Origin of the sequence: Acinetobacter sp. UBA1297 (assembly GCF_002307755.1) — a bacterium.
Lineage (GTDB): Bacteria > Pseudomonadota > Gammaproteobacteria > Pseudomonadales > Moraxellaceae > Acinetobacter > Acinetobacter radioresistens.
Genome location: NZ_DBUF01000012.1, coordinates 42,074 through 62,333, shown reverse-complemented (window position 1 = coordinate 62,333; position 20,260 = coordinate 42,074). Strand labels below are relative to the sequence as shown.

The window sequence follows — 20,260 nt, the reverse complement described above, 5'->3', positions numbered from 1 at the left end:
GAACGATCATGAGTTATCAAGTCACGATTGAACCTGTCGGCATGACCATTGAGGTGGAAGAAGATCAAACCATTTTAGATGCCGCTTTACGTCAAGGGGTTTGGCTACCCTTTGCCTGTGGTCATGGTACCTGTGGCACCTGTAAAGTTCAGGTCACTGACGGTTTTTATGATGTCGGTGAAGCGTCTCCTTTTGCGTTGATGGATATAGAACGTGAAGAAAATAAAGTCCTTGCTTGCTGCTGTAAGCCAGAATCTGACATGGTGATTGAAGCCGATGTTGATGAAGACGAGGATTTCTTAGGTTATTTAGTCCAAGACTATCAAGCCAAAGTTTTAGAGATCAAACAGCTTTCACCCACCATTAAAGGCGTACGTTTGCAGATTGACCGTCCAATGGAATTTCAGGCTGGGCAATACATCAATCTTCAATTGCCAAATATTGAAGGGACACGTGCATTTTCAATTGCGAATCCGCCGAGTGAAGAAGGCATTATTGAATTGCATATTCGCCAAGTACTAGGCGGTACAGCCACCACGTATGTACACGAAACTTTGCAAGCGGGTGATGAACTCCAAGTTTCTGGGCCTTATGGACAGTTCTTTGTGCGTAAATCCGATGAAAAAGATGCCATCTTTATTGCCGGTGGTTCTGGTCTATCCAGTCCCCAATCCATGATTTTGGACCTTTTAGAACAAGGTGATACACGTACTATCTATCTTTTCCAAGGCGCGCGTGATGTTTCTGAACTCTATAACCGTGAAGTGTTTGAGACCTTAGTCAAAGACTATCCAAACTTCCGCTATATTCCTGCACTGAATGCGCCCAAAACAGAAGATCAATGGACAGGATTCACAGGTTTTGTACATGAAGCAGTCGCAAATTATTTTGAAAATAAATGCAGTGGCCATAAAGCCTATTTATGTGGTCCACCACCGATGATTGATGCTGCTATTTCAACGCTGATGCAAAGCCGTCTCTTTGAAAAAGATATTCATACTGAGCGTTTCTTAAGTGCAGCGGATGGTGCCTCTAATCAAGCACGTTCTGCTTTATTTAGACATATTTAAGCAGGGCTTAAAAACTGCATAAACATTACGCAGTTTTAAATAGCTAAATTTTTCAATCTGATGTTAAGTCAACAAATGCGAACTCATCTTTTATGAGTTCTTCACTTTTCGAATGATTTGTTACATGTCCGTTCCAGATCATTCGAATCTATTTCTCATCAATCAAAGGATGATCATGATGAACCGACAACAAATTGATACGCTTGTGAAAAAAATGAATGTTGATACAGCGACTAACCCTGTCGATACACGTATCCAGCAAATTGTTGTGCGTTTAGTAGGTGACCTTTTCCAAGCCATTGAAGACTTAGACATTTCTCAAACTGAATTGTGGAAAGGCTTAGAATACTTCACTGACGCAGGTCAAGCTAACGAACTTGGTCTTTTGGCTGCTGGCTTAGGTCTTGAGCATTATCTTGATCTTCGTGCTGACGAAGCTGATGCTAAAGCAGGTATTACTGGTGGAACACCCCGTACCATCGAAGGACCGCTTTATGTTGCAGGAGCGCCTGAATCAGTCGGCTTTACCCGCATGGATGATGGTTCTGAGTCAGACCAAGTCGATAGCTTAGTGATAGAAGGTCTCGTCACGGATACGAATGGCAATATTATTCCCAATGCGAAAGTTGAAATTTGGCATGCTAATGGTTTAGGCAATTATTCATTCTTTGATAAATCACAATCCGAGTTCAACCTGCGCCGTACCATTTTTACCGATGCAGATGGTAAATATACGGCTTTAACCACCATGCCCGTAGGCTATGGCTGTCCGCCTGCAGGCACCACGCAAGCTGTTCTCAACCTCTTGGGCCGTCATGGTAATCGCCCTTCTCACGTTCATTATTTTGTCTCGGCTCCAGGTTATCGCAAACTCACTACCCAATTTAACATTGAGGGTGATCAATACCTTTGGGATGACTTTGCGTTTGCAACACGTGATGGATTAGTTGCAACGGCAACCGATGTTGTTGATCCAGCAGAAATGTCAAAATTCAATATAGATAAACCCTTTAAACACATCATATTTAATTTTGAATTGGTCAAAGAACTCAATCAAGCACCACCGACAGAGATCGATCGTCGTCGCGCAAGCGTCTAATCAAGGTCCACCTCAGCATAATCAGCTAGATCACTGAATAATAACACTAACCACTATCAAGGATTCGTTATGGTTACTCAAAAGCTCGCTCTAGTAGCGTTATTTTTACCCACGCTACTCTGCAATTTATCCACTCGGGCTGCTCCTGCTAAACAGCCAAATGTCTTGGTCATTGTGGCTGATGACTTGGGATTTTCGGACATACAACCATTTGGTGGCGAAATTTCTACACCAAATCTAAAAAAATTAGCCAAAGAAGGTGCTGTACTCAGTAACTTTCATGCAGGTCCAACCTGCTCAGTCACACGCTCTATGTTATTGACAGGAAATGATAGCCATCAAGCTGGTCTGGGCAGCATGGCTGAGTTTTTACAGCCCGAACAGAAAGGCAAACCGGGGTATGAAGGCCGTTTAAATAATCGAGTGATAACCTTAGCTGAGATATTAAAGCCTCAAGGCTATGCTTCTTTTGTCACAGGTAAGTGGCATTTGGGTGCAACAGAAGAGAGCAACGCAAAAGCACGTGGTTTTGATCGCTCATTTACGCTCATGCCTGGTGGCGCTGCACATATGGATGCAAGCCAAATGTTCCCAGGAAATTATAAAGCTCGATATTTAGAAGATGGTAAAGATGTAACCTTGCCTAAAGACTTTTATTCGAGTGATTTCTTTACCAGTAAAATGCTTGCTTACTTAGAAAATGACCGTAAAAAAGATCAGCCATTCTTTGGATATTTGGCGTTCACCGCGCCACACTGGCCTTTGCAAGCTCCAGATCAATACTTAAAGAAATATGACGGATATTATAAAGAAGGTTATGAAAAAGTTCGTCAAGCCCGCTTAGAGCGTATGATCAAATTAGGCATTATGCCAAAGGGAACAAAAGTTAATAATCCGCTCATGGATGTCTTCCCTGCTTGGGATAAGTTAACCGAGGCGCAGAAAAAAGATCAAACCAAAACCATGCAAATCTATGCAGCCATGATTGACAACATGGATCACAATATCGGTCGTGTGGTTAACTATTTAAAACAGACTGGTGAACTAGATAATACGCTAATTTTATTTATGTCTGACAATGGTGCGGAGTCTGCTACACCAGAATCATTAGGCACAACTGAAGATAAAAATGGTATTCGTGAATGGGTCGATGCGACATTTGACAATAGTCCTCAGAACATGGGGAAAAAAGGGTCATATGTGACTTTAGGTCCACAATGGGCACAAGTTGCCTCTACGCCATTGCCTTATTTCAAAAGTATTTTGTCAAATGGCGGAATTCACGTGCCTGCAATTATTCGTTATCCAACTCAAATAAAGGCAGGTCAAATTAATTCCGAAACCATTCACGTCATCGACTTTGTTCCCACTATTTTAGAACTTACAGGTGCTACACGACCAGATACACGCAATGGACAACCTTTATTAAAAATGGAAGGACGTTCTTTTCTTCCCCTATTTAAAGGTAAAGCTTTACCAGAACGTACTTTAGGTTGGGAATTTAATACCCGTCGCGCCTTATACAAAGGTGATTGGGCTGTTCAATTTCAAGTCCCTCCTTATGGTACTGGAGAATGGGAACTCTACAATCGAAAATTAGATCCGTCTTATCGCATTAATTTAGCATCTAAAAATCCAAGTAAGACCCAAGAACTTGCTCAAGATTGGGCTGAGTATGCTCAACGTGTAGGGGTTGTGGAGGCTCCAGTTCGCTACAAATACGGTCAAATGAATTGTTTTTATGATCAATGTATTCAGCCAGTTTTTTTGAAAAATCTAGGCAAGTAATAATAGTTTAATTCTTAGAAGTATTAACATGTTAGGAAAAATTTTGCTTATTAAAAAGATAGTCTTTTAGATAAACCAAAGCAAATAATGTGGAAATACTTCTCTCAAGGAAGTAGGAATTAAAATATGAAGTTTATTCACGCTACTATCTTATTCGGTTTAATCGGTTTAAGTGCATGTGGTCTCCCCTCCACGCCAGAAATTAAGCAGCAAAAAACTGAACTGAACTTAGGGGATAGGAATAAATGTAAACAGTATTCAGGTTTACCACAAAACTGGCAAAAGAAACCTGAAGCGGGCATGGTCAAAATTCAGGGTGGAACCTTCAATATTGGGAACAATCAAAGCTACCGAGAAGAGAAAGCACTTTACAAAAGTGAAAGAACAGTTACAGATTTTTGGATAGATGCAACTGAAGTGACTAATGCTCAATTTCAAAGCTTTGTTGATGCCACTGCCTATGTAACTGAAGCAGAAAAACAGGGAGAAGCAGCAGTATTTACTGAACCCCAAAAACCAGTCAAGGAGTTAGCTTGGTGGTCATTGATGAAAGGAGCGAATTGGAAACAACCTTGGGGGCCGAATAGCCATCGTAAAATTGAGCCCAATCAACCTGTACGAATGATCACTTTAAAAGATGCAATGGCATATGCAGACTGGCTAGATCGAGATCTTGCGACAGAAGAACAATGGGAATATGCCGCAAAAGGCTTTAGCCATGAGCGAGATGTAAGCGCAGATTTAAAACATGTGGATGCCAATGTTTGGCAAGGGGAATTTCCTTACCACAATGAGAATAAAGATGGTTACCGAGATGTTGCACCTGTGGGATGTTTTGCAGCAAACGGCTTTGGTCTCTACGATATGATTGGCAATGTCTGGGAATACACCAAAAGTCCATTTACTGGAACGCATGATGATCACATGGGAATGAATCAACTTGAGCATCATCAAGATAATCCCGCTTTTAACTTTTATACCATCAAAGGTGGCTCTTTCCTGTGCGCATCAAATTACTGTATGCGTTACCGAGCCGCTGCTAGACACTCACAAGAAATCGATTTAGGCATTAGCCATGTCGGTTTTAGGACAATTAAAAATATTCAATAATTTAATGGATTAAAACATGAAGAGAAACATAATGGCTGTGCCATTGCTTATAGCAATGGCAGCAGTGGTGAACTGCGCCTATGCAAAAGAGATGAGCATTGATGTCACGTTAAAAAACTTATACGCAGATCGGGATTTTGATGACGCTACCAAACCCTCAGTCGGGAGTTGGAGTCAAGGCATTATCGCCCGTGCCAAGGGGGAGCATGAACTAACACAAGATTTTGCTTTAACGTTTACAGGTTCCGTTCAATACGCGCAACGTTTAAGTGATGATAAGCATCTCAATGATATGATTTTACCGTTTGATCCTGTTACAAAGGAGCAGGCTTCAAATTACAATAAAATTGCAGGTTCGATTGGAGCGAAGTATAAGCAGCATCAGTTAAGTTGGGGGAACAATGGGTAGACACGCCTCTCGCAACAACAGATTACAGTCGACAATTGATTACAATTTATCAAGGTTTATTATATTCAGGCCAGTTGAATGAGCAGGTAAAACTGGATGTGGGCTATTTAGATAAATACTCGCCACGAAATGAAGAAGAGTTTAGAAAACTTTCTGTCAATAAAAAAGAATCTGATGGCTTAACTTATATTGATTTAAAGCATAAAGCTTTTGATCGTAAATTACAGACTCAAATCTTTGTGAGTGAATTAGAAGATTTATATAATCAATATTCTATCGGTCTAGACTATAAAAATAGTATTGACCAATTTCGGTTGAATACTAAATTTAGGTATTATTATACAGAAGAAACAGGTGATGAACTACTTGGTTATATTGATAACCAGTACTTTGGCTTGATGCAAGAATTTGGTTATGGGCCAAATACTATTGGTTTAGGTCTCCAAAAAATTCAAGGGAAGAGTAATTTCCCGATGTTAGATGGTGCTGTTCCAGTTTTAAGTTATGTCAATTGGACTCAGGGAACTTTTAATAAAGCAAATGAACTTTCCTATCATTTCACTTTTAATCATGATGCCAGTTGGTTAGTTCCAGGTTTAAACCTATTGGCACGCTATGTTGATGGACAAAACTATGCAATTAATGGCCAAAAAGGATATGACGAAAGTGAGTTTGATTTTATTGCGAACTATAGAATTACTGAGGGTAAATTAAAAGGGTTAGGTTTTCAGTGGCTGAATTTGAATTATAAAAATGATATTCAAGGTGATTACACAGAGAATAGATTTTTTACGACATAGTCTTTTAAATTTTAAGCTACGAAAAATTATTATTTCAAGTTCCAATATACTTTCTTTGAGAAATATATAAATCGGGCTTTTAGCCCGATTATTTCGTAAGAGAAAAATTTGCTATCGAATTAAAACTATTAAATTAAAAAACTATTTCTCAGTATCGCTCGATTATGACACCTCTTGCTTTGGGAGATTGTCGAGGATCTTTCACAATCAGAAAAGCACGAAGCAATAGTCTTATTCTGCGATTTAGAAATGGGAGATAAATAGCCGGTCATCGCAAGTCTGAATAAATAATATCGACAACGTTTAGAGAAATCTTTCATCGCACTATTCATCGAGGGACAAGTACATAGGGAATTCAATATCAAAGCTTCAGCCCTTGAAATGGCTCAAAGTTTTTTAGCTGGTTACTACGATTTACGCACCCTAAACAAAAACATTTCAAATAAAACTCTCCTAGAAGATGTAGTGAATAGCCTTTTAGTCAACTTATAACTACATCACCAGTAAAAAAGAAATAATAATTTTTAATTTTGTAATGATCGTTAAAGAAATAACAATACCGTCGTAGCGAAGAGTTTAAGATATGGGTTTATTGAGTTACTCCCCCATTAAGTTGAATGATTTTTTTGTAGATATTGTTTCAGCATTGCAAATGTTAATTCGCCAAAATGGCGTTCCACCAATTGAGATGGTGTCAGTTTAACTTGGAATAAATATCCATTAAAAACTTAGCATTAGCTTAAAATTCAATCTGGATTTATACTCAATTTTACCCTTCCTTTATAAACTTTTAATAACCAAGGCAATACGCAAACAATACTATGGCTACAGGACGCAAGAAACGTCAATACTTAACTTTAGTCATGGCCGATGACCTAAAGAAGATCGACCTTCAGCATATCGACCAGACTAATGAATCAGATCTCAATCTACTTGTTCGGATCTCAAAGCAAAATGACGCTGAAATGGTGATTAAAAAGATCGTTTACTAATTTTTAAAACTGGTACCGCAAAAACTGCTTCTGGTAAAGATTTACCATTAATCACCATTACCCGTAAAAATGGCGACCAATTCCGTTATTCAAAGCAAGACCGTGACTCAGACTATACGGGTGTATCTACAAGCTACCATGTCACTGGTAAAGCCAAACGTGAAAAGGTTATCACTGGTGAGAAAGGCAAGGTGAAACACTTAAAAGGGACATTTACCAACAAAGTCGAAGCTGAACGTGTGAGTGCTGCGAAGATGGCTGAGATTAAGCGCCAAATGGCGAAATTCAGTATCAATTTAGCGTATGGTGTACCACAGATCAGTACAGGGTCCCCCATTAAGCTTCAGGGCTTTAAAGCTGAGGTAGACTAGCTGAAGTGGATCGTTGAAAAAGCTACGCATAATTACTCTATAAGTGGTTTAGCTACACAGCTCGAATTTGGGACATCTTTAAAATAAGGTCTTTAATATATACACTTAACCTAGACTAAAGTTATGATGACATAAATTATTCATTGTTACTGATATATTATAAAAATCACTAATTCCATATAATAAATTCAGGGGAAAATAATGCCTGTAGCATCTAAAATATGTGAGCTTCTAAATAATAAAAGTAAACCAAACTGGTGGCGATTCACCATAAATCGAGCCATTGAATGTGGTGAGTTATCATCTGTAGAACTTGAGGAAGCATATTTAATTGCTAAAATGGAATTTGGACTAGAAGAAAAGTGTGCAAACTACCCTTCATTAACTAAGCCAGTAGAACTTACGGGTTATCATGAAGAAGTAGAAGAGACAAGATTAGTTTCTATTGGAAATACAACTAATATCTCAAATCTTGTATCACAAAAAAAATTGAATTTTCAACTACTGGATTAACAGTTATTTATGGGCATAATGGAGCTGGAAAATCAAGTTATGCAAAAATACTTAAGAATGCATGTCTAACCAGAGGTGAGCCACCAGAACTAAGAAGTAATATCTTTCAAGTAAATGCTGGAATACCAACTGCTGAGTTTCATATAGAATCAAATGGTATTTCTGAAATAATAGAATGGAACAATAAGCTAGAACCACATCCTCGCCTAAAATCAATTAGAGTCTTTGATACAAGCTCATCAATTCACTATTTATCTAAGACTGGTCCATTAGATTTCAAACCTACTGCTTTAAAATTATTGGATGAATTACTAAAAACAAGTGAATTCATAAAGAATAAAGCAAAAACAGAAGAAACTTTTTATGCTGCGGCCACTGTTCTGCCAAAGATGAATTCAAATACAACACCTAGCAAATTAGTTATAAGCGCATCTTTAGATCCAAATCAAGTAGATCTGCTGTGTGCAACGCAGGAAGAGTTAAAAGAACTATCTGACCTACGGGTTGAAGTATTGGAATTAGAAAACAATACACCTGAAAAACTTCGAGAAGAATATAAAAATAGAAGATTAAGAATTGTCCCACTTCAAGTATTCCTGACATCACTTATAAATGAATTAGGATCTGAAAAATTTCAACAAATTAAAGAATTACATGAAAAAAAAGTTCAGACAAAAAATGCAGCAGACTTGTCAAGTAAATCAACTTTTTCTGTATTACCCATATCTGAAATCGGATCTGAAGAATGGATTACAATGTGGAAATCCGTTAAAAATTTTATAGAATGTTTAAATAACAATTTTCCAGTTTTAGAAGGGGATCATTGTCCGACTTGCTTACAAGTAGTGGATCATGCAACAGCTGCAAGACTTTTAACATTTGATGAATATCTGCAGAATGAATTACAAAAAGAAGCTGCAATTGCATTAGATAATTGGAATACTGTACTAAAAAAAATTAAGAAATTAAATTTCTCTAAAACTCCCTATGAGGCCATACTCAATGATATTAAAAGCAAAGATGAAGCGTTTAGTCTCCTTTTATATAATTTAATTGACCAATTAAATGAACGGGCAAAAAGTATATTAAAAGATATACCCTCCTTTGACTTTGATGATATAAATTTAGAATCATTTACAAGGCTTAATACTCACATTTTAAAATTAGAAGAGCTTGAAAAAACAGTATTAAATGATGATAGTAAAATAAAATCCATTTTATTAAAAAAACAGAGAATCTTGGAAATTGAAGATAGAGAAAAAATAATATCGGTGAAGGATCAAATAAAAGAAGAGATAAAAAAAGCGAAAAAAAATGAATTATTTAGTAAAATTACTAGCACTTACATTTTGCTGGGGAGTATATTCTATAAATTTACGTCCAGATTTATATAGTCTAATAATTTGATCTAAATTAATTAACCGAGCCTCATGTAACTTTACTAGATAACAAATAAAATCATAGTCAACATAATCCAACCTAGCTAGTTCTTGTGCTGCCCTATCAAGAACTAATCTCCTAACTCCATATTTCTCAAAAAAGTTTTCGAAAAATCTATTTGTTGAATCAAGTTTAGCCGTATAATCTTTATGCGCCAAAGCTGTGATTTCTTGTCGTTTAAAAAATATACCAATAATTCCAACTAAGGCACCAAGCAGTCCAACGATATGAGTAATTTCCATTAGCCCCTCTAAGCAGTAACAACTACTGGTATTTCAAAAGAAATAGGATCTGTATATTCCGCACACATAATATTTATTTTTATTACACCTTCATCAATAGCGTTAGGAACTAGATAATAATTATCAAATTTTATTTTTCTTGTATGTAAAAGTGAATTAGTTGTAATGTAAATAGTATTTTCATCGGAGTAGCTATCACTTAAGCCCATATTTACTTTTGGCATTAAACTTCCGTAATCTATAGTCGCTAAGTTTTTTAACACTCCTGACATATAGTCCTGCTGTCTTGCCTCGGGTGACTTAATATTTGGAATCAAACTTTTCTGTATGTTCTTTTGATACCATTTAATATCTTCATCAGATTTATCATCAATAATTGTAATAAAATTTGGAAATTCGATTTCTACACTAATCATGTTAGCCAAATTATTACCAATATTTTCAACAGCAATATTTAACTGACTTGATCTTACTTCTAACTGATGAAGTGCTCTTAAAGCGTGATTATGATTATTTATATCTACTTCTGAAATAGCATCAACTTCATCATTATATTCTTGAATATATTTTTTTATATCATGCATTCCCAAAATTGAATGAGTTGTCAATAAATCTCCTGCACGTCGCATTTCCATGCGAGTGGAAATTCTTTCAGGTTTTTCATAGTAGTCATCCTCCCTTAATTTGAACCAAAATAGCTCTATTTGATCAAACTCTTCTATTGAAGTATTCGCTATGTCATTAATGCTTACTTTAAGTAAAGGTTGTTTTACTTTAATCGACTCTTTAATACGTTCATTTTCTTCGCGGAGTTTTCTATTTTCCTCACTGAGCTTAGCTAGTTCTTCAGCAAGTTGACCTGAAATTTGGTTTCCTCTGATCCAACCGCCCCCCCGATGCTTTCTCATGTTTTTATAAAGTGAATTTGAAATCTTATGTTTTAAATCATCTACCGTATCCCAAAATTCGCACAAACGATCAGTCAGAACCTTTTCTCGAAAACGCTGTAGTTTATCAATATTTTCATTGTTAGCATCTCGTTCATGCGGGCGTGTAGGAACATTATCATTACGAACAAAACAAAGTATCTTTAACCCTTTACTGATAGCGTAATCGAACTCTTTTTCTGTAAAGCTAATCCCATCTTGTTTCGAGATCGAACCGTATCGATGACCCAATATTAAAATATAAAAATCACTTGAATCAATTAAATCTTTAATAATTGTCCATTGCTCATCATTATCAGCACCAAATAATTCCATACCTACTGGAAAGTTATAAGATTCTAAAACAGTATTAATTGCGGCACTTCGCGCTTCTATTAAATCTGTATATGTTGAACTAATAAATACTTGGTACTTCGTATCTTGACTCATTTTTTCTTTATAAAATAAACATTGAATTAATTAACATTTATAGCATCTCAACAAAGTTAGATAAATACATATGTATTAGATAATTTCTTGCTTTTAAACTAAAACAGCACAGCATGGTTTTATGTTATGAATACAATTCCTGCCTAAATAGAACCTCCGCTTGAGCATCATTTAAATCAGTAAATTGACGACCGTTCTTTTCTCGATCACTGTCGCCATAGTTAAATGACATATAAAGCACACCATTTGGTTTCAAGGCAATTATCAACTTTCCTATGACTTCAGCTAAGCATTCACGCTCACAATGCAATAAAGAGGCACATGCCCAGACCCCATTATAAGCCTCATGCTCATAAGCACCTCGTTAATTAGCCATTTTATCTAACTAAAAGTTGTCTACAAAATCGGTGGCTATTCATATCAACTTCAAACGTTGAAGCTGTAAATTCTTCTGCATTCTTATTGTAGTAGTCTATTGTTTTAATTACGAATACTTAGGCTAAAAATCACAATTAGTCTACTAAAAAACAAAAAAATAAGGGAGCAAAAACTCCCTTTCTATTCACGGCTCGCCAACTTATTTTCAATCCACTGATGAATTTCATAAGCAGACCAACCGATACGATTCTGTGTAATTTTTACTTTTTTGGGAAAAGTCGGATCATAGTAAGGTGAGTATTCATCCATCATTTCATAGATTGTTGATCTACCTACACCAACAAATTTAATAACTTCTTTAATACTAATCAGTTGATTCATTTGAAAAGTTTGTCCAACAAACGCATTCATGAAATTTACTCCAAATCAATAATGCGAGCGTTACTGCTCAAATAATCAGGAGATCTGTAAAAATTAACTAATTCACTGCCCTCACACTCCCCTGTAACTCTTTATGCATATCCTGTACAAATCCATCATCTTGATTGAATTTAGGCTTTGCCTTAGTTTTTGAGTCAGTCTGAGTTTGTTCAGACTCAACAACCTCATCCGAGTAAAACTCCTCAACCAAATCCAATCCTTCCTCCGCATTCACCTCAAACTGTGCATTACTCAAGCCTAGTCGTGCTATTGCGTCCAAGGCATTTTGATTGAAGCCTACGGTTTTACTTTGTTGGTCAATCTCCTTGGCAGTTTGAATCGCTTGTTGAAGGTTTGTGCCATCTCGTAAGGTTAAATCCACATAATACACCGGCTGACGATAGCTTTGCGTAGTGGACTTTCCCCGAAGTGTCAGTTGTAGCGGTAGACATGACAGTAAGCCACCCGATGCCGCATGGTAATAGTTGAGTCTTGCTGCCAAAGTACGAATACTATTAAAACTTGTGGTTCTAAAGATGAATGTACCCAACTCATCGGATTCATCTAAATTCACATAGAGTCGGCCATACGGTTTACACAGCCCTCCTTGGGCCAATGCACATAAATCTGGAGATGGACAAGGATGATGCTCAACCCCTTGATGGGTCAGTCGCTGGCAAGTTTCTCCATTACCCACACAAACAGGTCTACCCGTTTGACGGTCAAATAGGCTGTACTCTGCACGAAGATTGAGTTCAGGATCATTAAAGATCATCCGCACTGGAATGGTTCTGATTTTTTGATTGGGTGCTTTAACTCGAAGTTGTTCATCGAGTGGATGTTTGACCCAACCACTGTCCTTATTTTGGATTTGGCTGGTAATGGTAAATTGGTCATCCTTTTCAGGGATGCGTTTACCATTTTTCTCAACCATCTTACCGATACTGATCCGTCCTAGTATTGGCGGTGTAATCGCTAAACCTTTGATCATATTGATTTCCTCTTTTTGTAAATTGAATAGGCATAAAAAAGCCCATGCTGTAGGCATGGACTCTGATATAAGCTTGTGTGATTGAATTACTGGCTTGATGCTTGTATGGATAAAAATCTGACTTATCCACCATTAACATAAATCTGAAAACGCCGTGTGCCTTGCTTGTTCTGCTGAAATTGATTGAGATATTCAGGGTGTGATTTGAGTAAAGCCTTTGTATCCAAAGCAATCGAGTCTTTAGATTTCTTCCACGTCACTGAACCTGTTTTAAAGGTGGCGCGCTCAGCCTGTTGCATCTTGGCTTGCAACTGATGTTTAAGGAAGTCAAATTGCTCCTGATACTTTTCAACTTGATTGCGTACTCGGATCATTTGCTCAAATTGTTGATTGGCTTGCTCGTCTTCAGATAGATCGGTAGTACTGAGTGGTACATGTTCAGGATAGAGTAGCTGTAAAGCTTTGGCTGCCGATTCACTGGCATCTGCTTCAGGTGGGATATCCTTTTCCACACAATCCCAGAAGTAACGTTCCGCATTAATGATGTGTTGTATCACCGATTCAGAACGCGTGACTTTAAAAATGCGTGTTTCATGTCCACAGAGCAGCACACAAATATGCGCTGCTTTTTTGCCTGTCACTGCCAATTGATGTTGCACTTGGCAAAGTACATATAAAGGCACACCATCTCGCCAGAGTTTAGCCCCATATTCCCCTGCGGTTTTGCACTCCAGAATCTGTACATCTGCATCACCCACTACGGAATAATCCAGATTAGCCAGCATGAAATACTTGTCGGGATCAGGATGCTGTAATACGGCATTGACCCGACGGACTTTATATTTGGTATGCATGCTGTAATACTCGGCAACAAGCGGTTCAAGTCGCTTACCCCAATATAAAGGTGCATAGCCTTCACTATCCTCTTCAATGCTTTGTTGAATCCGTCCTGTTTTGATCATCCACAATTCCAGCATCGACATATAGGGATTAAGGCCACAGGCAGCAGCACAGTCACTACTGCCAATGCCCTTGCGTCTTACTTCAAGCCATTCCGCTTGGCTCATATTTTTGGTCTCCACAAAGCGTTTAGCGGTAAACAGTTTCGGACAGTTGGTATGTATATTCAGTATTGCATTGTTTGGATTAATTAAAGCTGAGTTCATAGAAATTTCCTTTAATATTAAATTTGGGGCATAAAAAAGCCGCGTCCGAAGACGCGGCTTTAAAGGCTAAGATTTGCTTCACAGGTGAAGAGAAATGTTTGGCTTCGTTCAGTAATACTTAGACTAATTCATGAAACTAAGGTCTATTCAGTTTAGGCAAGCATACGCAGCGCCTGTTCCAGCCCGCGCTGCTTGAGTCCGGCGCCTGCACCAAACCAGGCTGAATCGAGACGATGATCCTGACTCATGGCACGACGTTCATGGTCTGTGAACTCGGTAATAGCGCATAGCAAGCCATAGGCGGTGTCTTTGGCTGAACTGAGTTCCGCCCCGCGGCCATGCCCGTTAAACATGGTCATGACTTTTGACATCGCGCGCCCATTCGGTTCAGTCCTGTTATCAGCTTTAGGGACCGGGTTGGCCTGGCTAGCGACATTACGATAGAACTGAATAATGCCTTCGTCCTGCTCTATTGGACTGAGGCCGGTATTGTTGAATACCGCATCAAAATATGCTGCCGCTTCAGTCTGTGTGACTTTACGCTGACTGAGCTGTTTCATCTCGTACATATGCTCATCCCATTGCCGTACCGAGATACCCAACTGCTGTTTGATTTTGCCTGCATCAAATCGGGTGCTGTGCGGGACTTTAACCACTCCAGCACTGCTTTGTCCTTTAAGTGCAATCGCCAAGGTGTTATTGCAGACCACACGGATTGAGGTAAATTGCGCCGTGGTTGCCAATGTACCGTCACACGCCGTAGCCAAGAGGATATAAGCATTGCTGACATCTTTGCCTTTTAAGGCTGCACTTTGTCCTGTCCGTGCCAATGCCCAGAACTTCTTGCCGCCTTTCAGAACCCCTGCAGTTTCCAGTTCAAATCCGGACTGCTCGGTTAAATCACGGTAGAACTCCAAGATCTGTTTGGGTTGCACTTCCTGATAGCGCTGACTGACTACCGATAATGGGGCATGCGTATCTGAGCGGTACAGTACCCGCTGTTCTTCAAAGGGCATGATGATGCTTTGCCCACGATCATTCTGAGCCATATAGCTGACATGGGATGATTCAATGCGCCAGTTCATGCCAGCCTGCTGTGCCCAGACTTCAATCGGCTGGTTTTGCGTGAGCTGGTTGCCCAGACCATGCCAGGGGGTTTGACCGACATAGGCCATTTGTTCAAGTTGATGTGCCATAATCTAATCCTGATGATAAATAATGAATAAATTTAAACTGTTAAGAGTACGAATATAAACGGTCTACTATTTATGCAATGGCGAACGGTAAGATGCCTGTGTCTGGTCAGCAATGACCAGAATTACCCCACCCAGCATGGCTCCTGCAATCCCACCAATAAAAGGTGAATAGCCCAGTGACTTCGCCAGCGACATGCCCAGCACCGCCAGAGTGGTGGGTGAATTGCGAAGACCCCATTCCTGTAGCGCCGGTTTTAACGGTTCATATTGTGAAAAGTTTGAATCTTCCATCTGGTCAAAATCTCGATACGGCATAAGAAACTCCTGAAAATATATTTATGGGTCAGCAGCTCATTTGTCCTGATCTGGAGAAATGTTCAGCTGCTGCTTCATTCAGGTGTTATGTATCTGAAATTTTTTAGAATCTTGTTCTTATATTATTTAGTCTTACTATTATTCGGCGATATAGAAATGAAATTGACCGGCTTGCAGCTTGGCATTATCATAAGCATGCTGGCCTACATTGCCAGCCGGTTTTAGCAGACCGTTTACCCAATGCACACTAAAAAGTCTATCTTTTTGGTGGGCGACCCTGTGTGTCCCCCTTTGCGGCGGAACGGGAGGGGGACACCTTCGGGTGTGCTGATCTTTTTGGGTATCAGTCTGCTAACCCCTTTTCGTTTCGCCACCATTATTTAGCAGTGATGCGGTGAAACTTCTTTATACCCAAAGGAGTCATCATGACTGTTTTCTTATTTGCTGTTTGCTCTATTCCCATCCCTTCTTCTCTATCTAAACAATCCGGTTCTTCTGCCCTGCTTTGGTAATGAAGATCCTTGCACGCCTGATGTTAATGATGGGGATACTGATCTGGCTGGGCCCGGCTGTTATTGGCTTTTTGCTGATGATGCTGCTGTTCTGGCTCTTGGTTGAACTGGCCGGCTGGAATAAAACGCCGCACCGGTAAAACATCCTGATCTCTTATACCTTCTTAAATCAGACGCCGATCATCCTCTGTTTATGATGAGAATTATAATGTCTTTTTCTAATCGTCTGCCCTTACTGGGCATTGTGCTGCTGGCGGCTGCCGTGTTAGCTGGCTGCGAAAGCAAATCCAAACGTGATTTTAATGCCGGCTGCCAGTCGGGTGGCACAGACCGTTCCACCTGTTCCTGTGTCTATGACCGGCTGGAAGCTCATTACTCTCCTGCATTTATGGAAAAGCTGGGCCAACAGAATGTCAGTCAACTTGATCTGCCTCAGGATTTTACCGAGCAGATGCTACGTGCAGCTCAAGCCTGCCAGTCTCGCTAGGGGTGCGAATATGCAAATCAAGCATTATCTGATCGGGGTATATATCGTAATTGCCCTGCTGTTTTCAGCATATTTAAAAGGTTGCAGCGCGACCGCAGACCGCAGTTATGCCTATAACCTGGGCAAAGCCATGGTTTGGCCGGTGTCCATGTTTAATTAATTCCATTTACTTAAAACTTATTCAACAACAATAATTTGGAACGATTTTAATGAATAAACAGATCAAGAATTTTTTGCAGTCAGGGGTGATTGTAGCCAGTCTGGCATTACCGGGCTTAAGTCATGCAGACATGACGCAGGTGATGGCGCTGGTCAATGATCCTTCTGCCGCACCTGCAGTGAAACGCTGTGAGGGCAATACCAATTGCAATGCGTTTGTGGCACTCAGCAAGCAGTGGCAGGTCATCCCCAAAGATGATCCGTTGCGCTATTTCATCTATAGCGGTGATCTGAATGGGCTCATCCGGGAAGGCAAGGATTTGCATCAGCACAAGTTATTAGACCTGGATGACTTTGCCTATCAGGTTTTTGATTATCACGCCGAGAATTCTAATGACCGCTGGCTGTATGTCAAAGGCTTATGCGTACTGAAGTATGTGCAGCGCACCCAGTTCACAAAGCCATAATCAGGCCCTTTGGATTTACCCGCATTCCCGTTTTAAAGGACATACCGCCATGAAAAAACTGATCATCACGGCTGCACTTTTTACCCTGCTCACCGCCTGCAGCAAAACACCTGAAAGTCCAGCTTCTGCTGCTAATAGCGAACATGAATCCGTTTCATCTGATGACAGCGCTATAAAAGATGAGACAAAAGAGCGTGAGGCTGAAGCGGCCGCCATCGCGCATGACCGCTATGACCCGGACAGTATTTATGAAGGGGCTGAAAATATTGATATTCCACCGCCACAGATGAAAAGAAAGCTATTGCCCGGTGAAGCACTTGAAGTGAAGTTTAGGCCTGCCGAAACTTATGTTGGGTTTACAGTCATCACATCCACTGTCTTAGATAGCACCCGCTTAAGAGTAGTCTCAGAAGTTAACGATGTACTGGATAAAGTGGAAATAGACAACTCCAACTGCAAAGTTATTGGTATAGAACCATATACGGTTAAATTTCCTAAGCAAACCTACTACGGTGATAACTTTAACCTGCTGCTAAAGGGCTGTACTGCAGACGAAATCAAGGAAGTCTATTTGTATACGACACGTGGCAAACTCACCCACCGTGCCATTGTTGAAGAATAGCTTCAAATATAATCCAGCCTATTTTTTACCGGCTTGCGCTTTAGCTGTTGGTACAGACTGAGCTAATGCCTGACTTTATGGCTATCACAGCCAATGTAATGAAGATCTAGCTCCTGCTGAATGCAGATGATGGCTAGATGATTAAAATGCGCTCTGGCGAGTGCTTTAAGGGCTATACCCCCCGCAAAATCAGCTCGCTTTAGCCCAGGTCCATACACCGTTTTCCTCTGTCTTGGCTAATTCTGCTTATGCATTGAATCAGCACAAAAAGTTTCAATCCCTAGAAGAACTGAGACAGAGAGCATACCAAGAAGAATGACATGACTCATATAAAATTACTGTCCGCTGCCTGCTTATTGATCGCTTTGCTGAGTGCTTGCACCCCCTCACAAGATAGGGCTAGCAAACTGATCAGCCACAGGCAGAGCTTGATCCGAAAACCCAGAAATTCATGCAAACGGATTTAAGCGAAACACTGGCCGATGATGAAATGCCGGCTTCATCTGAAACAGATCTGAACAATCAAAATTTAGATACGGCATCGATTGCTGATGAGCAAACAGAAGCTAAGGCTATAGCTGAAGAATTTGACATACGCGTCTACCGTGCTGAATCGCAAGGTTCATTGACAGGTTATATTGATAAAATCGATATTATTTCACTCAACGATCAGCCCACCACCATTACGGGCGTTCAGGTCAACCGCGGCAACTGTGAAATAACCCGCATATATGATTATAAAAACATGTATTACGGCTCAGCGGCTTTAGCTTATCCGCGCTGCAAGGTTGAGTCTATTCGTGAAGTCAGTATCAGTACAGCTTATGGGACTTATGCTTATCGGATTGGGTGATTCCAAAATAAAAAATAAGCGGAAAACTTGCTTAACTTTCCGCTTAAACACATAATTTCTTATTGGCTTTTTCGCCAAATTATTATGTAAAAATTACGAGTAAAAAAGGCCCCCCTTAATACGCTGCGAAAGTTATCATGAGTTATTCATAATTAAACAAATTTGTCTTTTTTTTATGATCACTGTAAGCTGACTTTATTTGATTCCAAGTCCACGTAAAATTACCCATGCTGTTACGACTATTTGATATAAATTCTATTTTCCAATTATCGGTTTTATCAGCATCAACACTCATTTTGACCTTAAAACCCATATCTAAAAAACCAAACTCTAAATATTTAAAAAATGCCAATATTCTTGCTCTAGCATCTTTATCTCGTTTTATTTTATTTGGACTTGTCTTTTCTCTAGAATCATTGTGAGAAAAAATAGATTTATCATATTCGTCTAAAAAATTTTCATACATAATACTGCGTAACACAGGAATGATTGAACCCTCTTTTTCTACACTTCTATACACTAAATGTTGTTCTTTGGGCCAAGTTTGCAATAATAATTTCATTATATTATTACATTCATAAAGCTTATTATATTTAGACAAACGCTGCCCATTCAAAAAATTTGATTTACCAACAGCAAGCTTTAATTTAAAATTTTTGGGATCATCTTTTAAAAAATCGAAATAAAAAAGCTCAATCAGATGTTGAAACAAAAAATGCAATAAATTATCAACTAAAGTACCTGGTTTGAAATTTAATGGTGTCTTCAAAGTTGAATAATATTTTTTACCTTGAGACGTATTAAATGTAGAAAAACCTGTGATAGATGTACGTGCAAATATTGAGTAGTATGGAATTTCTCTTAGCAAATCCATAAATTTTCTCTGAATTGCCTTATTTTCCAATTGAGTATTCGGGCTCACTATTTCTGCATATAATTGAAAGTATCTAAAAATTGATCGATTTACTCTATCTTTAGAAAGAAAGGAGGATAATGCATAGTTATTGAAAAAGTTATAATAATCTAAGAACTGATTTGTATATTCTTTAGGAGAGCTTAAATTATCTATTAAATTATAAAAAAAAATCTCTATAATATCTTGGTCAATGTTTAACTCTGATATTAGAGCCTTATTGTACGATATATCATGAAATTGTTTAAAATCCCAAAAGTATTGATTTAACTCATAAACAATATCATCCTCAAAAAGGTCAAATTGAATCATATCATCAAAACTATCAACTTTGATTGAAAAATTATTACCCTTTTTTTCTCTTAGAAAATTTCTAATTTCAAAAGCTACGACTTCGTTATTTTCCTCAAACCATCTATACATATCTGGAAATCTTTTTTTTGCTTTAATCATCTCACACGAATAAATAACAACTAATCTAAAAAGATTCGCTAATACTGCTTTAAACAACTCTTCTGTTTGATAATCTCTAATCACGTAATCATTCTCAACTTTTATTTACGTATATTCT

At 38.8% G+C, this 20,260-nt stretch carries 21 protein-coding genes and 2 pseudogenes; 14 read left to right on the top strand and 9 right to left on the bottom strand.

The genetic code is table 11. From position 1 onward, the window contains the following. The first annotated feature begins 8 nt into the window (after nucleotides 1-8). From B3R63_RS05355 to B3R63_RS05315, 8 genes and pseudogenes are all read left to right on the top strand, one after another. Complete coding sequence (locus B3R63_RS05355; RefSeq protein WP_286728975.1) at nucleotides 9-1,070, top strand: NADH:ubiquinone reductase (Na(+)-transporting) subunit F; 1,062 nt, start codon at nucleotides 9-11, stop codon at nucleotides 1,068-1,070. A 178-nt stretch (nucleotides 1,071-1,248) separates the two neighbouring features. Continuing rightward, nucleotides 1,249-2,169 carry a catechol 1,2-dioxygenase gene (gene catA / locus B3R63_RS05350; RefSeq protein ID WP_005404257.1) on the top strand — a complete coding sequence of 307 codons (921 nt, stop codon included), beginning with the start codon at nucleotides 1,249-1,251 and terminating at the stop codon, nucleotides 2,167-2,169. Nucleotides 2,170-2,238: 69 nt separating this feature from the next. Continuing rightward, complete coding sequence (locus B3R63_RS05345) at nucleotides 2,239-3,957, top strand: arylsulfatase (RefSeq protein WP_005015353.1); 1,719 nt, start codon at nucleotides 2,239-2,241, stop codon at nucleotides 3,955-3,957. Between the two features lie 126 nt (nucleotides 3,958-4,083). Further along, nucleotides 4,084-5,067 (top strand): SUMF1/EgtB/PvdO family nonheme iron enzyme, encoded by a 984-nt coding sequence (locus tag B3R63_RS05340; protein WP_005015359.1) that lies wholly within the window; start codon nucleotides 4,084-4,086, stop codon nucleotides 5,065-5,067. 16 nt (nucleotides 5,068-5,083) lie between these two features. Then, nucleotides 5,084-6,276 (top strand): annotated as a pseudogene (locus tag B3R63_RS05330) (OprD family outer membrane porin). A gap of 1,183 nt (nucleotides 6,277-7,459) precedes the next feature. Further along, nucleotides 7,460-7,639, top strand: coding sequence for a hypothetical protein (locus B3R63_RS05325; RefSeq protein WP_005404902.1), 180 nt, complete (start codon nucleotides 7,460-7,462; stop codon nucleotides 7,637-7,639). A 201-nt stretch (nucleotides 7,640-7,840) separates the two neighbouring features. Continuing rightward, the gene (locus B3R63_RS05320; RefSeq protein ID WP_005015560.1) at nucleotides 7,841-8,152 is read left to right on the top strand and encodes a hypothetical protein; all 312 of its coding nucleotides are present in this window, start codon (nucleotides 7,841-7,843) and stop codon (nucleotides 8,150-8,152) included. A gap of 299 nt (nucleotides 8,153-8,451) precedes the next feature. Next, nucleotides 8,452-9,546, top strand: coding sequence for a hypothetical protein (locus tag B3R63_RS05315; RefSeq protein WP_286728970.1), 1,095 nt, complete (start codon nucleotides 8,452-8,454; stop codon nucleotides 9,544-9,546). On the opposite strand, the gene B3R63_RS05310 is transcribed toward B3R63_RS05315, so the two are convergent. From B3R63_RS05310 to B3R63_RS05275, 8 genes and pseudogenes are all read right to left on the bottom strand, one after another. Beyond that, on the bottom strand, nucleotides 9,472-9,834 hold the full coding sequence (locus B3R63_RS05310; protein ID WP_005015564.1) for a hypothetical protein: 363 nt from the start codon (nucleotides 9,832-9,834) through the stop codon (nucleotides 9,472-9,474). The two genes, B3R63_RS05315 and B3R63_RS05310, sit on opposite strands and share 75 nt — an antisense overlap. An 8-nt stretch (nucleotides 9,835-9,842) precedes the next feature. Then, nucleotides 9,843-11,210 (bottom strand): DUF4062 domain-containing protein, encoded by a 1,368-nt coding sequence (locus B3R63_RS05305; RefSeq protein WP_286728968.1) that lies wholly within the window; start codon nucleotides 11,208-11,210, stop codon nucleotides 9,843-9,845. Nucleotides 11,211-11,334: 124 nt separating this feature from the next. Further along, nucleotides 11,335-11,550 (bottom strand): annotated as a pseudogene (locus B3R63_RS13880) (SAM-dependent methyltransferase); the annotation flags it as partial. A gap of 218 nt (nucleotides 11,551-11,768) precedes the next feature. After that, nucleotides 11,769-11,999 (bottom strand): helix-turn-helix transcriptional regulator, encoded by a 231-nt coding sequence (locus B3R63_RS05295; protein WP_005015568.1) that lies wholly within the window; start codon nucleotides 11,997-11,999, stop codon nucleotides 11,769-11,771. A gap of 67 nt (nucleotides 12,000-12,066) precedes the next feature. Beyond that, nucleotides 12,067-12,999: a hydrolase or metal-binding protein gene (locus B3R63_RS05290; RefSeq protein ID WP_286729006.1), complete on the bottom strand. Its 933-nt coding sequence runs from the start codon at nucleotides 12,997-12,999 to the stop codon at nucleotides 12,067-12,069. Between the two features lie 122 nt (nucleotides 13,000-13,121). After that, complete coding sequence (locus B3R63_RS05285) at nucleotides 13,122-14,165, bottom strand: YqaJ viral recombinase family protein (RefSeq protein ID WP_005015572.1); 1,044 nt, start codon at nucleotides 14,163-14,165, stop codon at nucleotides 13,122-13,124. 152 nt (nucleotides 14,166-14,317) lie between these two features. Further along, on the bottom strand, nucleotides 14,318-15,361 hold the full coding sequence (locus B3R63_RS05280; protein WP_005015575.1) for a DUF932 domain-containing protein: 1,044 nt from the start codon (nucleotides 15,359-15,361) through the stop codon (nucleotides 14,318-14,320). Between the two features lie 66 nt (nucleotides 15,362-15,427). After that, nucleotides 15,428-15,676: a hypothetical protein gene (locus B3R63_RS05275; RefSeq protein WP_005015576.1), complete on the bottom strand. Its 249-nt coding sequence runs from the start codon at nucleotides 15,674-15,676 to the stop codon at nucleotides 15,428-15,430. Between the two features lie 511 nt (nucleotides 15,677-16,187). On the opposite strand from B3R63_RS05275, the gene B3R63_RS05270 reads away from it, so the two are divergent. The 6 genes from B3R63_RS05270 to B3R63_RS05245 all read left to right on the top strand — a co-directional run bounded on the left by B3R63_RS05270 (nucleotide 16,188) and on the right by B3R63_RS05245 (nucleotide 18,776). Further along, nucleotides 16,188-16,328: a hypothetical protein gene (locus B3R63_RS05270; protein ID WP_286728964.1), complete on the top strand. Its 141-nt coding sequence runs from the start codon at nucleotides 16,188-16,190 to the stop codon at nucleotides 16,326-16,328. A gap of 68 nt (nucleotides 16,329-16,396) precedes the next feature. After that, on the top strand, nucleotides 16,397-16,675 hold the full coding sequence (locus B3R63_RS05265; protein ID WP_005015578.1) for a hypothetical protein: 279 nt from the start codon (nucleotides 16,397-16,399) through the stop codon (nucleotides 16,673-16,675). A gap of 10 nt (nucleotides 16,676-16,685) precedes the next feature. Beyond that, nucleotides 16,686-16,835 carry a hypothetical protein gene (locus tag B3R63_RS05260; RefSeq protein ID WP_005404281.1) on the top strand — a complete coding sequence of 50 codons (150 nt, stop codon included), beginning with the start codon at nucleotides 16,686-16,688 and terminating at the stop codon, nucleotides 16,833-16,835. A gap of 49 nt (nucleotides 16,836-16,884) precedes the next feature. After that, a complete protein-coding gene (locus B3R63_RS05255) occupies nucleotides 16,885-17,301 on the top strand; it encodes a hypothetical protein (protein ID WP_005015581.1) in 417 nt (138 codons plus the stop codon). Nucleotides 17,302-17,350: 49 nt separating this feature from the next. Then, nucleotides 17,351-17,923: a hypothetical protein gene (locus B3R63_RS05250; protein WP_286728962.1), complete on the top strand. Its 573-nt coding sequence runs from the start codon at nucleotides 17,351-17,353 to the stop codon at nucleotides 17,921-17,923. A 451-nt stretch (nucleotides 17,924-18,374) separates the two neighbouring features. Beyond that, nucleotides 18,375-18,776 (top strand): hypothetical protein, encoded by a 402-nt coding sequence (locus B3R63_RS05245; RefSeq protein WP_005015586.1) that lies wholly within the window; start codon nucleotides 18,375-18,377, stop codon nucleotides 18,774-18,776. Between the two features lie 142 nt (nucleotides 18,777-18,918). Here B3R63_RS05245 and B3R63_RS05240 read toward each other — a convergent pair whose 3' ends face one another. After that, nucleotides 18,919-20,226, bottom strand: coding sequence for a hypothetical protein (locus B3R63_RS05240; protein WP_005015587.1), 1,308 nt, complete (start codon nucleotides 20,224-20,226; stop codon nucleotides 18,919-18,921). Nucleotides 20,227-20,260 lie beyond the last annotated feature (34 nt).

What these genes read in the sequence shown, in the direction of transcription:
- B3R63_RS05355 (WP_286728975.1), top strand. Translation starts at nt 9, where the DNA reads ATGAGTTATCAAGTCACGATTGAACCTGTCGGCATGACCATTGAGGTG.
- catA (WP_005404257.1), top strand. Translation starts at nt 1,249, where the DNA reads ATGAACCGACAACAAATTGATACGCTTGTGAAAAAAATGAATGTTGAT.
- B3R63_RS05345 (WP_005015353.1), top strand. Translation starts at nt 2,239, where the DNA reads ATGGTTACTCAAAAGCTCGCTCTAGTAGCGTTATTTTTACCCACGCTA.
- B3R63_RS05340 (WP_005015359.1), top strand. Translation starts at nt 4,084, where the DNA reads ATGAAGTTTATTCACGCTACTATCTTATTCGGTTTAATCGGTTTAAGT.
- B3R63_RS05320 (WP_005015560.1), top strand. Translation starts at nt 7,841, where the DNA reads ATGCCTGTAGCATCTAAAATATGTGAGCTTCTAAATAATAAAAGTAAA.
- B3R63_RS05310 (WP_005015564.1), bottom strand. Translation starts at nt 9,834, where the DNA reads ATGGAAATTACTCATATCGTTGGACTGCTTGGTGCCTTAGTTGGAATT.
- B3R63_RS05305 (WP_286728968.1), bottom strand. Translation starts at nt 11,210, where the DNA reads ATGAGTCAAGATACGAAGTACCAAGTATTTATTAGTTCAACATATACA.
- B3R63_RS05295 (WP_005015568.1), bottom strand. Translation starts at nt 11,999, where the DNA reads ATGAATGCGTTTGTTGGACAAACTTTTCAAATGAATCAACTGATTAGT.
- B3R63_RS05290 (WP_286729006.1), bottom strand. Translation starts at nt 12,999, where the DNA reads ATGATCAAAGGTTTAGCGATTACACCGCCAATACTAGGACGGATCAGT.
- B3R63_RS05285 (WP_005015572.1), bottom strand. Translation starts at nt 14,165, where the DNA reads ATGAACTCAGCTTTAATTAATCCAAACAATGCAATACTGAATATACAT.
- B3R63_RS05280 (WP_005015575.1), bottom strand. Translation starts at nt 15,361, where the DNA reads ATGGCACATCAACTTGAACAAATGGCCTATGTCGGTCAAACCCCCTGG.
- B3R63_RS05275 (WP_005015576.1), bottom strand. Translation starts at nt 15,676, where the DNA reads ATGCCGTATCGAGATTTTGACCAGATGGAAGATTCAAACTTTTCACAA.
- B3R63_RS05270 (WP_286728964.1), top strand. Translation starts at nt 16,188, where the DNA reads ATGAAGATCCTTGCACGCCTGATGTTAATGATGGGGATACTGATCTGG.
- B3R63_RS05265 (WP_005015578.1), top strand. Translation starts at nt 16,397, where the DNA reads ATGTCTTTTTCTAATCGTCTGCCCTTACTGGGCATTGTGCTGCTGGCG.
- B3R63_RS05260 (WP_005404281.1), top strand. Translation starts at nt 16,686, where the DNA reads ATGCAAATCAAGCATTATCTGATCGGGGTATATATCGTAATTGCCCTG.
- B3R63_RS05255 (WP_005015581.1), top strand. Translation starts at nt 16,885, where the DNA reads ATGAATAAACAGATCAAGAATTTTTTGCAGTCAGGGGTGATTGTAGCC.
- B3R63_RS05250 (WP_286728962.1), top strand. Translation starts at nt 17,351, where the DNA reads ATGAAAAAACTGATCATCACGGCTGCACTTTTTACCCTGCTCACCGCC.
- B3R63_RS05245 (WP_005015586.1), top strand. Translation starts at nt 18,375, where the DNA reads ATGCAAACGGATTTAAGCGAAACACTGGCCGATGATGAAATGCCGGCT.